Consider the following 16294-nt stretch of genomic DNA (forward strand, 5'->3'; position numbering starts at 1 on the left):
CTCCCGTCCGGCACCCACCTTCCGATCCACGGGCTCCGCGCGAGCTTTCCGACTCTGACCACGGGGATGGCGTAAATGGTGAACGAGGAGAAGTACCTCGATTACCTCAAGCGGGCGACGACCGACCTCCGCGAGGCCCGACGACGACTGCGCGAGGTGGAGGAACGGGAGCAGGAGCCGATCGCCGTCGTGGCGATGAGCTGCCGCTACCCCGGGGGGATCGACACCCCCGAAAAGCTGTGGGACCTCGTCGCCCACGGCCGGGACGCCGTCTCCGCCTACCCCGCGGACCGCGGATGGGACGCCGAAGTCCTCTTCGATCCCGACCCCGAGACCGGGATCGAGGCGTACGAACAGGTCGGCGGCTTCCTGCACGACGCGGCCGACTTCGACCCCGCGTTCTTCGGGATCTCGCCGCGCGAAGCCCTCGCCATGGACCCCCAGCAGCGGCTGCTGCTGGAGACGTCATGGGAGGCCTTCGAGCGCGCGGGCATCGACCCGGCGTCGCTGCGCGGCAGCCGTACCGGGGTCTTCGCCGGACTGATGTACCACGACTACGCCGCCCGGCTGTTCAGCGTGCCCGAGGAGATCCAGGGCTTCCTCGGCAACGGCAGCTCCGGCAGCATCGCCTCGGGCCGGATCGCCTACACCCTCGGCCTGGAGGGCCCGGCCGTCACGGTCGACACGGCCTGCTCGTCCTCGCTGGTCGCCGTGCACCTGGCGGTCCAGGCCCTGCGGGGCGGCGAGTGCACGCTCGCCCTCGCCGGCGGTGTCACCGTCATGTCGACGCCGGGCACCTTCACCGAGTTCAGCCGCCAGCGAGGCCTGGCGGGCGACGGCCGCTGCAAGTCGTTCGCGGCCGCCGCGGACGGCACGGGCTGGGGCGAAGGCGCCGGCATGCTCGTCCTGGAACGGCTCTCCGAAGCCCGCAGGAACGGCCACCCCGTCCTGGCACTGGTCCGCGGCTCGGCCGTCAACCAGGACGGCGCCAGCAGCGGGCTGACGGCCCCCAACGGCCCCTCCCAGCAGCGCGTCATCCGCCAGGCACTCGCCGGTGCGCGGCTGTCGGCCACCCAGGTCGACGCGGTCGAGGCCCACGGCACCGGCACCACCCTCGGCGACCCGATCGAGGCCCAGGCCCTGCTCGCCACCTACGGTCAGGACCGCCCCGACGGCCGCCCGCTGTGGCTGGGCTCCATCAAGTCGAACATGGGCCACACCCAGGCCGCCGCCGGTGTCGCGGGCATCATCAAAATGGTCATGGCGATGCGCCACGGCGTACTCCCCAAGACCCTGCACGTGGACGAGCCGACCCCGAACGTCGACTGGTCCGAAGGCGCGGTCTCCCTGCTCGCCGAGTCCGTGCCGTGGCCCGAGACCGGCGCGCCCCGCCGCGCGGGCGTCTCGTCGTTCGGCATCAGCGGCACCAACGCCCACACCATCATCGAGCAGGCCCCGGAGGCCCCGGACGCCGCCGAGGCCGCATCCGGGAGCGAGCCGCCCGCGGCGCTCGCACCGCCCGTGGCGCCGCTGTGGAACCTCTCCGCCAAGAGCCCGGCCGCGCTGCGCGCGCAGGCCGCGAAGCTGCACGCCCACCTGACCGCACACCCCGGCCTGCGCCCCGGGGACATCGCCCACTCGCTCGCCGCCGGACGCACCGACTTCGAGCACCGGGCGATCCTCACGCCCACCGACGGGCCCGGCCTCGCCCGTGCGCTGGCAGCCCTCGCGGACTCGGCTCCCGAGGACACGGCACCGGGGGTCACCTCGGGCCGCCCGGTCGCCGGGAAGCTGGCGTTCCTGTTCACCGGGCAGGGGAGCCAGCGGCTGGGGATGGGCCGGGAGCTGTACGAGACGTATCCCGTCTTCGCGAACGCACTCGATGCCGTCTGCGAGCGGCTGGAACTGCCGCTCAAGGAAGCGCTGTTCGGGACCGACGCCGCCGTGCTCGACGAGACCGCGTACACCCAGCCCGCGTTGTTCGCGGTCGAGGTGGCCCTGTTCCGTCTGGTGGAGAGCTGGGGTCTGCGGCCCGACTTCCTGGCGGGGCATTCGATCGGTGAGATCGCGGCCGCGCATGTGGCCGGGGTGTTCTCGCTGGAGGACGCCTGCACCCTGGTCGAGGCTCGTGGGCGGTTGATGCAGGCGCTGCCTGGCGGTGGCGTGATGATCGCCGTCCAGGCGTCGGAGGACGAAGTCCTGCCGCTGCTGACGGACCAGGTGAGCATTGCCGCGATCAATGGTCCCCAGTCGGTCGTGATCGCGGGCGACGAGGCGGACGCGGTGGCGATCGCGGAGTCCTTCGCGGGCCGTAAGTCCAAGCGCCTTACGGTCAGTCACGCGTTCCATTCGCCGCACATGGACGGCATGTTGGAGGACTTCCGGGCGGTGGCGGAGGGCCTGTCGTACGAAGCCCCGCGCATCCCGATCGTCTCCAACCTCACCGGGGCCCTCGTCTCCGACGAGATGGGCTCGGCCGACTTCTGGGTCCGGCACGTCCGCGAGGCCGTCCGCTTCCTCGACGGAATCCGCGCCCTCACCGAACGCAACGTGGTGCACTTCGTCGAACTCGGCCCGGACGCCGTGCTGTCGGCCATGGCCCAGGACTGCCCCACCGCCGACACGGCAGCCTTCGTGCCCGTACTCCGCAAGGGCCGTTCGGAGACCGGCTCGCTGACCGACGCCCTCGCGCGGCTCCACGTGCGCGGGGTGGCCGTCGACTGGGACGCGTACTACTCCGGTACGGACGTCCGGCGCGTCGACCTGCCCACCTACGCCTTCCAGCGCGAGTCCTACTGGCTCGACGCCGGACGGCCCCTCGGGGACGTCTCCTCGGCCGGGCTCGGCGCGGCCGACCACCCGCTGCTCGGCGCCGCCGTGGCCCTCGCCGACCTCGACGGCTTCCTCTACACCGGCCGTCTCTCGCTCGACACCCACCCCTGGCTCGCCGACCACGGCGTCATGGGTTCGGCCGTACTGCCGGGCACCGCCTTCGTCGAACTGGCCATCCGCGCGGGCGACCAGGTCGGCTGCGACCTGCTCGAAGAACTCACCCTGCACGCACCGCTCGTACTGCCCCCGAGCGGAGGTGTGCAGGTCCAGCTGTGGGTCGGCGCACCGGACGCCACCGGCCGCCGCACCCTCGGCGTGCACTCCCGCCCCGAGCCCGCACCGGACGCCACCGGCCCGGACGCCGAAGCGGCAGAGCCGTGGACCCGGCACGCCGACGGTGTGCTCGCCACGGGCGCCCCGAAGCCGTCCTTCGCCCCCGACGTCTGGCCGCCGGCCGGCACCACGCCCCTCGCCGTCGACGAGCTGTACGCCGGACTCGCCGCGGCGGGCCTTGAGTACGGCCCCGCCTTCCAGGGCGTACGCGCGGCCTGGACGAGCGACGAGGCGGCCTACGTCGAGATCGCGGCCGCCGACGGACAGCGGGCCGATGCCTCGCTGTTCGGACTGCACCCCGCGCTCCTCGACTCCGCGCTGCACGCCATCGGCCTGGCCGGGCTCGTCGAGGACACCGGCCGCGGTCGGCTGCCGTTCTCCTGGGCCGGGGTGTCCCTCTACGCCGTGGGCGCCTCGGTGCTGCGCGTACGGCTGTCCAAGGCCGGACCGGACGCGGTGTCCCTGGCCCTCGCCGACGGCGCCGGACAGCCCGTGGCCGACATCGCCTCGCTCACCCTGCGCACCGTCTCGGCCGAGCAGTTGGAAACGGGGCGGGGCGCCCACCACGACGCGCTGTTCCAGGTGGACTGGCCCCCGCTGACCCTGCCCGGCGTTGCCGACGGCCGCTGGGCCGTGCTCGGAGAGCCGGTCCCCACCGACGACCCGGGCGACGGCGTGGCCCACCACGCCGACGTGGAGGCGCTGAGCGCGGCCCTCGCCGCGGGCGCTCCGGTGCCGGATGCCGTACTCGTATGCCACCCTGCCGTGCCCGAACCCACCCCCGAGGCGGTCCACCGGGCAGCGCACCGGACCCTCGCCCTGCTGCGGCACTGGCTCAGTGACGACCGGCTCGCCGACAGCCGCCTCGTCCTGCTCACGCACGGCGCGGTCGCCGCGGGGGCCGGTGACCAGGTGCCCGACCCGGTGCACGCCGTGGTCTGGGGGCTGGTCCGCTCCGCACAGTCCGAGCACCCGGGCCGGTTCCTGCTGATCGACAGCGACAGCGACAGCGTCAACGAGGTGTCCTGGCCGACGCTCAGCGCCGTACTCGCCTCCGAGGAGCCGGAGGTCGCCCTGCGCGGCGGCGTGGCCCACGCGCCAAGGCTGGCCAAGGTTCCCGCCGACGCCGCCGGTGCCGTCGTCGAGACGCCGTCGTACGACTCCGACGGCACCGTCCTCGTCACCGGGGCCAGCGGCACCCTCGGCGGACTCGTCGCCCGGCACCTCGTGACCGGGCGCGGTGTGCGGCGTCTGCTGCTGCTGAGCCGTCGGGGTGCCGACGCCCCGGGGGCCGGTGAACTCACTGCTGAGCTGGCCGCTTTGGGTGCGGAGGTGTCGTGGGCGGCGTGTGACGCGGGTGACCGGGACGCGCTCGCGACCGTACTGTCCGCGATCCCCGCCGCGCATCCGCTGACCGCGGTCGTCCACACGGCCGGTGTCCTGGACGACGGGGTGATCGGTTCGCTCACCCCGGAGCGCCTCGACACGGTCCTGCGTCCGAAGGCCGATGCCGCGCTCCACCTGCACGAACTGACCCGTGACCTGCCCCTGTCCGCCTTCATCCTCTTCTCCTCCGCGGCCGGGGTCTTCGGCGCACCGGGCCAGGGCAACTACGCCGCCGCCAACTCCTTCCTGGACGCGCTCGCCCAGTACCGGCGGGCCCGCGGGCTCCCCGGCCAGTCGCTGGCCTGGGGGCTGTGGGAAGACGCCGAAGGCATGGCGGGCGCGCTCGACCGCGCCGACCTCGACCGGATGAAGCGCGGCGGTGTCCACGGTCTCACCGCCGCCGAGGGCCTCGCGCTGCTCGACCTCGCCGACGCCCTCGGCACGGCCGATGACGACCGGGAGACCGTCGGACGGGCGCTGCTCGTGCCGATGCGGCTGAGCCTGCCCGCCGTCCTCCCCGGCGCCGAAGTGGCCCCGCTGCTGCGCGGACTGGTCCGCACCCCCGCGAGGCGCGTCGCGGCCGGAGCCACCACCGCGACCGGGCCGGACCTCTCCGCTCTCGAACGGCTGCTCCTCGGCCTCGACGCACCGGACCGGGAGCGGCTGCTCCTCGACCTCGTCCGCGGCCACGTCGCCGACGTACTCGGCCACGGCTCCCCGGACGCCATCGATCCCGAACACGCCTTCAACGAGCTGGGCTTCGACTCCCTCACGGCGGTGGAACTGCGCAACCGCCTGGGCGCGGCCGTCGGCAGGCGGCTGCCCGCCACGCTGGTCTTCGACCACCCGACCTCGCTCACGCTCGCCCGTCACCTCTCCGGCGAACTCGCCGGAGACCAGCACGCGTCCGCCCCCGCCGGGCCCGCGCCCACCGTGGCCGACGACGACCCGATCGCCATCGTGTCGATGAGCTGCCGCTACCCCGGCGGCGTGACCACCCCCGAGGAGCTGTGGCGGCTCCTGGAGGGCGGTGGCGACGCGATATCCGGCTTCCCCGCCGACCGAGGCTGGGACGTCGAGTCGCTGTACGACCCCGACCCCGACCACCCGGGCACCTCGTACACCCGCCACGGCGGCTTCCTGCGCGACGCCGCCGCGTTCGACCCGACGTTCTTCGGGATCAGCCCGCGCGAGGCCGTCGGGACGGACCCGCAGCAGCGGCTCCTCCTGGAGACCACCTGGGAGGCGTTCGAACGGGCCGGGATCGACCCGGCCACCGTGCGCGGCAGCCGGACCGGTGTGTTCGCCGGTGTGATGTACCACGACTACGCGGCCCTGCTGGAGCGCTCCAAGGACGGCGCGGACGGCTCCCTCGGTTCGGGCAGCACCGGCAGCATCGCCTCGGGCCGGGTCTCGTACACCTTCGGTCTCGAAGGCCCCGCCGTCACGATCGACACCGCCTGCTCGTCGTCGCTCGTGGCCCTGCACATGGCCATCCAGGCGCTGCGCACCGGCGAGTGCGACATGGCGCTGGCCGGCGGTGTCACCGTCATGGCGACCCCCGGCACGTTCATCGGCTTCAGCCGTCAGCGCGGCCTGTCCGCCGACGGCCGCTGCCGGGCCTTCTCGGCCGACGCCGACGGTACGGGCTGGGGCGAGGGCGTCGGCATGCTCCTCGTGGAGCGGCTGTCGGACGCCCGGCGCAACGGGCATCCGGTCCTGGCCGTGGTCCGCGGCTCGGCGGTCAACCAGGACGGCGCGAGCAACGGGCTCACGGCTCCGAACGGTCCCTCGCAGCAGCGCGTGATCCGCGCGGCCCTCGCGAGCGCGGGCCTGTCCGCCGCCGAGGTGGACGCGGTCGAGGCGCACGGCACCGGTACGACGCTGGGCGACCCGATCGAGGCGCAGGCGCTCCTGGCCACCTACGGCCGGGAGCACACCGAGGACAGCCCGCTGTGGCTCGGCTCGATCAAGTCGAACATGGGTCACACGCAGGCGGCCGCCGGTGTCGCGGGCATCATCAAGATGGTCCTCGCCATCCAGCACGGCGTGCTGCCGCGCACCCTGCACGCGGACCGGCCCTCGCCGCACGTGGACTGGTCACAGGGCGCGGTCTCGCTGCTCACCGACTCCGTCCCGTGGCCGGAGACGGGCCGTCCGCGCCGTGCGGGCGTGTCGTCGTTCGGCATCAGTGGCACCAATGCGCACACGATCATCGAGCAGGCGCCGGAGGCGGCCACGCCCGCCCCGGCCGATGCGGTGGCCGCGCCGAGCGCGCTGCCCTTGCGGCTCGCGGGCCGCACCGCCGAGGCCCTGTCCGCCCAGGCCCGCGCGCTGAGCGCCCACCTGACGGCACACCCCGACCTCCCCCTCGCCGACCTGGCGTACTCCCTGGCCACGAGCCGTGCCACCTTCGACCACCGGGCGGTCCTGGTCGCGACGGAGAGCGCCACGGCCGCCACGGCACGCGACGCCCTCGACGCACTCACCGCCCTCGCCGACGGGCGCACGGCTCCGGGCCTGGTACGGGGCACGGCCGACAAGGGCGGCCGCACGGCGTTCCTGTTCACGGGGCAGGGGAGCCAGCGGCTGGGGATGGGCCGTGAGCTGTACGAGGCGTATCCCGTCTTCGCGCGGGCTCTGGACGCGGTGTGCGTTCGGATTGAACTGCCGCTGAAGGACGTGCTGTTCGGTACGGACGCGGGTCTGCTGGACGAGACCGCTCACACCCAGCCGGCTCTCTTCGCGGTCGAGGTGGCGCTGTTCCGGCTGGTCGAGTCGTGGGGCGTGAAGCCGGACTTCGTGGCTGGGCATTCGATCGGTGAGATCGCGGCCGCGCATGTGGCCGGGGTGCTGTCGCTCGATGACGCGTGCGCTCTGGTGGAGGCTCGTGGTCGGCTGATGCAGGCGCTGCCGGGCGGTGGCGTGATGATCGCCGTCCAGGCATCGGAGGACGAGGTCCTGCCGCTGCTGACCGACCGCGTGAGCATCGCCGCGGTCAACGGCCCACAGTCGGTCGTGATCGCGGGCGATGAGGCTGACGCGGTGGCCATCGCGGAGTCCTTCGCGGGGCGTAAGTCCAAGCGGCTCACGGTCAGCCATGCGTTCCATTCGCCGCATATGGACGGCATGTTGGAGGACTTCCGGGTGGTGGCGGAGGGCCTGTCGTACAGGGCTCCGCGCATCCCTGTCGTCTCGAACCTCACCGGTGCTCTCGTCACTGACGAGATGGGCTCGGCGGAGTTCTGGGTGCGTCACGTCCGTGACGCCGTTCGCTTCCTGGACGGCATCCGCGCCCTGGAGGCCGCGGGCGTTACGGCGTACGTCGAACTCGGCCCGGACGGCGTCCTGTCGGCGATGGCCCAGGCGTGCGTGACCGGCGAGGGCGCGGTCTTCGTGCCGGTCCTGCGCTCCGCCCGCCCCGAGGTCGAGAGTGTCACCACGGCCCTCGCCCAGGCGTACGTCCGTGGGATCGCCGTCGACTGGCAGGCGTACTTCGCCGGGACCGGCGCCCAGCGCGTCGACCTGCCCACCTACGCCTTCCAGCGCGAGCGCTACTGGCCCGAGACCGGAATCCCCCTGCCCGGCGACACTGCCGGACTCGGGCTCGCCGCCGCTGGACATCCGCTGCTGGGTGCGGCCGTGACTCTCGCGGACGCCGACGGTTGCGTCCTCACCGGGCGCCTCTCCCTGCGTACGCACCCCTGGCTCGCGGACCACGCCGTCATGGGGTCCGTGCTGCTTCCGGGAACCGCCCTCGTCGAACTGGCCCTGCATGCGGGCGAACGCGTAGGCACCCGAGCCCTGGAGGAGCTGACGCTTCAGGCCCCACTGGTCCTGCCGGACGAGGGCGCGGTCCAGCTGCAAGTCGTGGTCGGCGCGCCCGATACCGCGGGCCACCGCACGGTGGCCGTGTACTCCCGCCCGGACGCCGAGGGCGAACCGTGGGTCCGGAACGCCGACGGATTGCTGGTGGACGAGGTCCGGGGCGCCGCCGCCGACCTCGGCGTCTGGCCTCCGGCCGGTGCGACCGCCGTACCGGTGGACGACGTCTACGAGACCTTGGATGCCGCCGGGCTCGCGTACGGCCCCCTGTTCCGGGGGCTGCGGGTGGCCTGGCGGAGCGCCGGAGAACTGTTCGCGGAACTGGCCCTGCCCACGGAAGCGCAGGCGGACGCCGCCGCGTTCGGGCTGCACCCCGCGCTGCTGGACTCGGCGCTGCACACCCTGGCGCTGGGTGATCTGCTGTCCGGCCAGGACGCGGACGAAACGGCCGGCGCCGCACGGCTGCCGTTCGCCTGGCGTGGTGTCCGCCTCCACGCGGCCGGTGCCCCGGCGGTACGGGTCCGACTGGCCGAGGCCGGCCAGGGCGCGGTGTCGCTGGAACTGGCCGATTCCGCGGGTGCGCCCGTCGCCTCCGTGGATTCGCTGGTCCTGCGGGCGATGTCGCCCGAGCAGCTCGGCGCGGCGAACGCCGCCCGCCAGGACTCCTTGTACCGGATCGACTGGACGGAACTCGCGGCCGATCGGACGGCGGCTCCGGCTGCGGACTCCGACGTGCCGGAATTCGTGTTCATTGCCACGGGAGCGGAGTCAGCGGCGGCCGCGGCGGCTCGGCCGGAGGGTGACGCCCTGCCGCGGATGGTGCATGTCCTGGCCGTCGACGCGCTCACGCACGTACGGGCCTGGCTGGCCGAGGAACGGTCCGCGCCCTCCCGGCTGGTGTTCGTCACCCGCGGTGCGGTGGCTGCGCGGGCCGGGGACACGGTTCCTGGGCTGGCGCAGGCGGCCGTGCGGGGTCTGGTGCGTTCCGCCCAGTCGGAGAACCCGGGCCGTTTCGTTCTGATCGATGTCGACGGTGACGTCGATGGTGATGTGGATGCGGATGTGCTGTCGGCCGCGCTCGCCACCGGTGAGCCCGAGTTGGCGGTCCGCGACGGGTCCTTGCTCGTGCCGCGCCTTGCCCGTGCCGCTGCCGTCGATGGCACTGTGCCCGAACTCGGTGCTGACGGCACGGTGTTGGTGACGGGTGCGAGTGGGACGTTGGGCGCCCTGTTCGCCCGGCATTTGGTGGTTGAGCGTGGTGTGCGGCGGCTGTTGTTGGTGAGTCGTCGTGGTGGAGATGCTGCGGGTGCTGCTGAACTCGGCGCCGAGCTGGCCGCGTTGGGTGCTGATGTGCGGTGGGCGGCCTGTGATGTCGCTGACCGTGAGGCGCTTGAGCGTGTTCTGGATGGGGTTCCTGTTGAGTATCCGTTGTCGGGTGTGGTGCATACGGCTGGTGTGCTGGACGACGGAGTGGTGTCGTCGCTGACTGCGGAGCGTCTGTCCGCGGTGTTGCGTCCGAAGGTGGATGCGGCCTGGAACCTGCATGAGCTGACCCGCGATCTCGACCTGTCGTTGTTCGTGTTGTTCTCGTCGGCTGCTGGCGTGTTCGGCGGTGCCGGTCAGGCGAACTACGCGGCGGCGAATGTGTTCCTGGACGCGCTGGCTCAGCACCGCAGGGCGCAGGGCCTGGCGGCGACCTCCCTCGCCTGGGGTCTGTGGGCCGAGTCCGGGGGTATGGCGGGCGCGCTGGACGCCGACGATGTGTCGCGTCTGGGCCGTGGCGGCGTCAGCGCGCTGTCCGCGCCGGAGGGTGTGGCGCTGTTCGATGCCGCGTCCGCGTCCGCTTCCGGGCAGGCCCTGTTCGTTCCGGTGAAGCTGGATCTGGCGGCCCTGCGCGTACAGGCGGGCAGCGGGATGCTGCCGCCGCTGCTCAGCGGTCTCGTCCGTACCCCCACCCGCCGCGCCGCGGGCACCGCCAACGCCGCGGCCTCCGCCCCGGCGGAACGCCTCGCCGGACTGTCGGCCGCCGAACAGGCGGCGCACGTCCTGGAGTTGGTCCGTACGCAGGTTGCCGCGGTCCTGGGGTACGCCGACCCGGAGGCGGTGGAGAAGGACCGCTCGTTCCGCGAGCTGGGCTTCGACTCGCTGACCGCCGTCGAGCTGCGCAACCTGCTCGGCGCGGCGACGGGGCTGCGCCTCCCCGCCACGCTCGTCTTCGACTACCCGACCTCGGCGGTCCTGGCGGACCACCTGCGGTCGGAGCTGGTCGGAACCGTGCCCGTGGCATCGGCCCCGGTCGTTCTCGCGGCCCGGGACGATGACGAACCCATCGCGATCGTGGGCCTCGGCTGCCGCTACCCCGGCGGTGTGGAGAGCCCGGACGACCTCTGGCGGCTCGTCCTGGAAGGCCGGGATGCCATCTCGGAATTCCCGGACGACCGGGGCTGGGACGTGGAGGCGCTGTTCGACGCCGACCCCGACCAGCAGGGCACGAGTTACGCCCGTGAGGGCGGCTTCGTCCGCGACGCGGGCCACTTCGACCCGGCGTTCTTCGGGATCTCGCCGCGCGAGGCCGTGGCGATGGACCCCCAGCAGCGGCTGCTGCTGGAGACCTCGTGGGAGGCGTTCGAGCGGGCGGGCATCGACCCGGCGGCCCTGCGCGGCAGCCGGACCGGCGTCTTCGCGGGCGTCATGTACCACGACTACGCTTCCCGGCTCACGGCCCTCCCCGAAGGCGTCGAGGGCTTCCTTGGCACGGGCAACGCGGCGAGCGTCATCTCCGGACGGCTGTCGTACGCCTTCGGCCTGGAAGGCCCGGCCATCACCGTCGACACGGCCTGCTCGTCCTCGCTGGTCGCCCTGCACCTCGCGGTGCAGGCGCTCCGCAACGGTGAGTGCTCCCTCGCTCTCGCGGGCGGTGTCACGGTCATGGCGACCCCGGCCCCCTTCGTGGAGTTCAGCCGCCAGCGCGGCCTCGCGGCCGACGGCCGGTGCAAGGCGTTCTCGGCCGCGGCCGACGGCACGGGCTGGTCCGAGGGCGCGGGCGTCCTGCTGGTGGAGCGACTCTCCGACGCGCGGCGCAACGGTCATCCGGTGCTCGCGGTGGTCCGTGGGTCGGCGATCAACCAGGACGGTGCGAGCAACGGCCTCACCGCTCCGAACGGCCCGTCCCAGCAGCGGGTGATCCGCCAGGCGCTGGCCAGTGCCGGTCTGTCGGCCGCCGAGGTCGACGTCGTGGAGGCGCACGGCACCGGCACCACCCTGGGCGACCCGATCGAGGCGCAGGCGCTCCTCGCCACCTATGGCCAGGAGCACACGGACGAGCAGCCGCTGCTGCTCGGTTCGATCAAGTCGAACATGGGCCACACGCAGGCCGCCGCCGGCGTCGCGGGCATCATCAAGATCGTCCAGGCCATGCGTCACGGTGTCGTCCCCAAGACGCTGCACGTGGACGAGCCGACCCCGCACGTCGACTGGTCGGCGGGCGCGGTCACGCTCCTCACCGAGCAGCGGGCCTGGCCCGAGACGGGCCGTCCCCGCCGCGCGGCGATCTCTTCCTTCGGCTTCAGCGGCACCAACGCGCACGCCATCATCGAGCAGGCCCCCGCCCCCGTGGATCTGCCCGACGCACGGCCCGAGCCCGCCCGGACTCCCGGCAGCCTGCCGTGGCTCCTTTCGGCGAAGGGCACGGACGCCCTGCGCGAGCAGGCCGCCCGGCTCCGGGCGCACGCGGTCGCGCACCCGGGTCTGTCCCTCGCCGACATCGGCTACGCCCTGGCCACGAGCAGGACCGCGCTCGACCGCCGGGCCGCCGTGGTCGCCGGGGACCGCGAGGGGTTCCTCGCCGGACTCGCCGCGCTCGCCGAGGGCGCCACGGCGGCCAACCTGACGGAGGGATCGCCGAGCGGTGGAAGGGTCGCGTTCCTCTTCACCGGGCAGGGCAGCCAGTACCTGGGCATGGGCAGGGAGCTGTACGCCGCCCACCCCGGCTTCGCGCGCGCCCTGGACGCCGTATGCGACCGCTTCGACCTGGACGTACCGCTGAAGGAGGTGCTGTTCGGGTCCGACGCGGACCTGCTCGACCGGACCGCGTACACCCAGCCCGCCCTCTTCGCCCTCGAAGTCGCGCTGTTCCGCCTGGCCGAGAGCTGGGGCCTGAAGTCCGATTTCCTGGCCGGGCACTCCATCGGCGAGATCACCGCGGCCCATGTGGCCGGGGTGATCTCCCTCGATGACGCCTGCACGCTGGTCGCCGCCCGCGGCCGGCTCATGCAGGCGCTGCCCACCGGCGGTGTGATGATCGCCGTCGAGGCGTCGGAGGACGAGGTCCTGCCACTGCTGACGGACGGGGTGAGTATTGCCGCGATCAACGGCCCGCAGTCGGTCGTGATCGCGGGTGACGAGGCCGACGCGGTGGCGATCGCGGAGTCGTTCACCGGCCGTAAGTCCAAGCGCCTTACGGTCAGCCACGCCTTCCATTCGCCGCACATGGACGGCATGCTCGACGCCTTCCGCGAGGTCGCGGAGGGTCTGTCGTACGAGGCTCCGCGCATCCCCGTCGTCTCCCACCTCACCGGCGCTCTCGTCACCGACGAGATGGGCTCGGCCGACTTCTGGGTCCGCCACGTCCGCGAGGCGGTCCGCTTCCTGGACGGCGTCCGCACGCTGGAGGACGCGGGCGTCACCACCTACATCGAACTCGGCCCCGGCGGCGTCCTCTCCGCCATGGGTCAGTCGTGCGTCACGCGCGACGACGCGACGTTCCTCCCGGCCCTGCGCGCGGACCGCTCAGAGGAGGAGACGGTCACCTCGGCCGTCGCCCGGGCCCACCTGCGCGGGATTCCGGTCGACTGGGACGCGTACCACTCCGGCACCGGCGCCGTGCGGGTCGACCTGCCGACGTACGCCTTCCAGCGGCAGCGCTACTGGCTGGAGGCCCCCGCCCACGCCCCGGGCGGGGACGTGACCTCCGCCGGGCTAGGTGCAGCCGGGCATCCGCTCCTGGGCGCGGCCGTCGAACTGCCCGACTCCGACGGGTTCCTGTTCACCGGGCGGCTCTCCCTGCGCACGCACCCCTGGCTGGCCGACCACAGGGTGGCGGGCACCGTCCTGCTGCCGGGCGCCGCGCTGGTGGAACTCGCCGTGCGCGCCGGGGACCACGCGGGCTGCGATCTGCTGGAGGACCTCACCCTGGAGGCTCCGCTCGTGCTGCCCGAAGCTGGCGGCGTACAGCTGCGGCTCGTCGTGGCCGAGCCCGACGCGGCGGGGAGGCGGGTGTTCCACGTCTACTCGCGCCCGGAGGAGGCGGCCTTCGAGGAGCCGTGGACCCGGCACGCCGGCGGTGTCCTGGCCGTCGGGGGCGCTCACCCGGCCGAGGCGGAGCCCGAGTGGCCGCCGGCCGGAGCCGTCCCCTGTGCGGTGGAGGATCTCTACCCGTCGTTCGACGCCATCGGGCTCGGGTACGGTCCCGCGTTCCGCAATCTGCTGCTGGCCTGGAGGCGCGGCGACGAGGTGTTCGCCGAGGTCGCCCTCGGCGAGGACCGGCGGTCGGAAGGCGCCCTGTACGGGCTCCACCCGGCGTTGCTCGACGCCGCCCTGCACGCGGTCGGCCTCGGGGACTTCTTCCCCGACGGCCCCGAGGGCGCCAGGCTGCCGTTCTCGTGGGACGGCGTACGGCTGCACGCCACGGGCGCCTCGGCGCTCCGGGTACGGATGGCACCGGCCGGCCAGGACGCGGTCACGCTGGCCGTCTCCGACGCAGCGGGCCGGCCGGTCCTCACCGTCGACTCGCTCGTCCTGCGTCCGCTGGCCGTCGACGCACTCGGCAGCGCGGACCAGGGACCGGGTTCCTCGCGGGACGCGCTGTTCCAGGTCGACTGGCCCGCGCTGGCGCTGCCCGAGGCACAGGCACAGGCACAGTCACCGGCCGACGGCCGCTGGGCCCTGCTCGGTGGGGATCCGCTGAAGCTGGGCGCCGCGCTGGAGCGCACCGGGGTCCTGGAGCCCGCCGCGCTGTTCGGCGCCTCCGAGGACACAGGCGGGCACCCTCTCGACCTGTCCGCTCTGGCGGACGCGGTCGAGCTGGCCGAGGCACTCGGGGAGCCCGCGCCCGAGACGGTCCTCGTCTCCCTGGCACCCGACCTGGTGCCGGGCGGCCTCGCGTCGGCCGCCCACCGCGCCGCCGCGGACGCGCTGGAGCTGATCCAGTCCTGGCTGGCGGACGAGCGGCTCGCCGGTTCACGGCTGGCCCTCGTCACGCGCGGCGCCGTCGCGACGGACCCCGACGAGGACGTCGAGGACCTCACGCACGCGGCGGTGTGGGGACTGGTGCGCTCCGCGCAGGCCGAGCACCCCGGCCGGCTGGTCCTGGTCGACCTCGACGACGAGGACGACTCGTACCGGGCCCTGCCCGCCGCGCTCGGCACCGATGAGACCCAACTCGCCCTGCGCGACGGGGTCGTCCTGACTCCTCGGCTGGCGCGAGCCGTCATCGCCCCGGAGGCGGCGACGGTCCCTGCCGTGGACCCGGAGGGCACCGTCCTGGTGACGGGCGCCAGCGGCACCCTCGGCGGGCTGCTGGCCCGGCACCTGGTGGTGGAACACGGCGTACGGCATCTGCTGCTCACCAGCCGCAGGGGCGCCGCCGCGGACGGTGCCGCACAACTCGCTGAGGAACTCACCAAGTTGGGGGCACGGGTCACCTGGGCGGCGTGCGACGCGGCCGACCGGGGCGCGCTGGCCGCACTGCTGGAGTCCGTACCCGCGGCCCATCCGCTGACGGCCGTCGTGCACACCGCCGGTGTGCTGGACGACGGCACGGTCGAATCGCTGACCGCCGAGCGGATGGACGCGGTGCTGCGGCCCAAGGTCGACGCCGCGTGGAACCTGCACGAGCTGACCCACGGACTCGACCTGACCGCGTTCGTCCTGTTCTCCTCGGCGGCCGGTGTGTTCGGCAACGCCGGGCAGGCCAACTATGCGGCGGGCAACACCTTCCTGGACGCCCTCGCCCAGCACCGCCGGGCCCAGGGCCTCACGGCCGTCTCGCTGGCCTGGGGGCTGTGGGACGACGAGGCGGGCATGGCCGCCACCCTCGACGAGCAGGACCGGCGGCGCCTGAGCCGGGGCAGCATGAACCCGCTGTCGGCGGCCGAGGGGCTCGCGCTCTTCGACACCGCGCTGCCGGCCAGGGCATCCTCCGGCGCCGTGCCCGAGGGCGCGCGGACCGCGAGCGTACTCGTGCCCGCGCGGCTCGACCTGGCCGTGCTCCAGGCCCAAGTGGGGGACGTCGTACCGCCCTTGCTGCGCGGCCTGCTCCGTACTCCGGTACGGCGCAGGGCGAGCGGCGCGGCGGCCGACGCACCCGACTCGCTCGCGCAGCGGCTCGCCCAACTGCCGCCCGCCGAAAGGGAGCGGGTGCTGCTCGACCTCGTCTGCACCCAGGTGGCCCAGGTGCTGGGCCACAGCGGCGCGGCCGCCATCGAACCCGGAAGCGCCTTCAAGGAGCTGGGCTTCGACTCGCTGACCGCCGTCGAGCTGCGCAACCGGCTCGGCGCCGTCACGGGGCTGCGCCTGCCCGCCACGCTCATCTTCGACTACCCGACCCCCGAAGCGCTGAGCGGACATCTGCGCTCCGCGCTGCCCCTCGACGACGACGGACCGTCCGTCTTCGGCGAACTCGACCGGCTGGAGACCGCCCTGGGCGCGGCGGACGCGGACAGCGTCACGCGCTCGCGCATCACGATGCGCCTCCAGGCCCTGATGGCCAAGTGGAACGACGCACAGGACGCGAACGGCGGCGCCCCGGACGAGGACGCCGACGACGGCGCCCTCGAAACGGCGACCGACGACGAGCTGTTCGACCTGCTCGACAACGAGCTCGGCGCTTCCTGACACACCGCGCTCCGCGCCTCCCCTC

At 73.6% G+C, this 16294-nt stretch carries 1 protein-coding gene; it reads left to right on the top strand.

All coding sequences use genetic code 11. The features are described from left to right. Positions 1-75 precede the first annotated feature (75 nt). Positions 76-16269: a type I polyketide synthase gene (locus OHS33_RS27270; RefSeq protein ID WP_330333038.1), complete on the top strand. Its 16194-nt coding sequence runs from the start codon at positions 76-78 to the stop codon at positions 16267-16269. The last annotated feature ends 25 nt before the right edge of the window (positions 16270-16294 follow it).

The sequence above is a fragment of the Streptomyces sp. NBC_00536 genome, from assembly GCF_036346295.1.
In the GTDB taxonomy this organism is placed as follows: domain Bacteria; phylum Actinomycetota; class Actinomycetes; order Streptomycetales; family Streptomycetaceae; genus Streptomyces.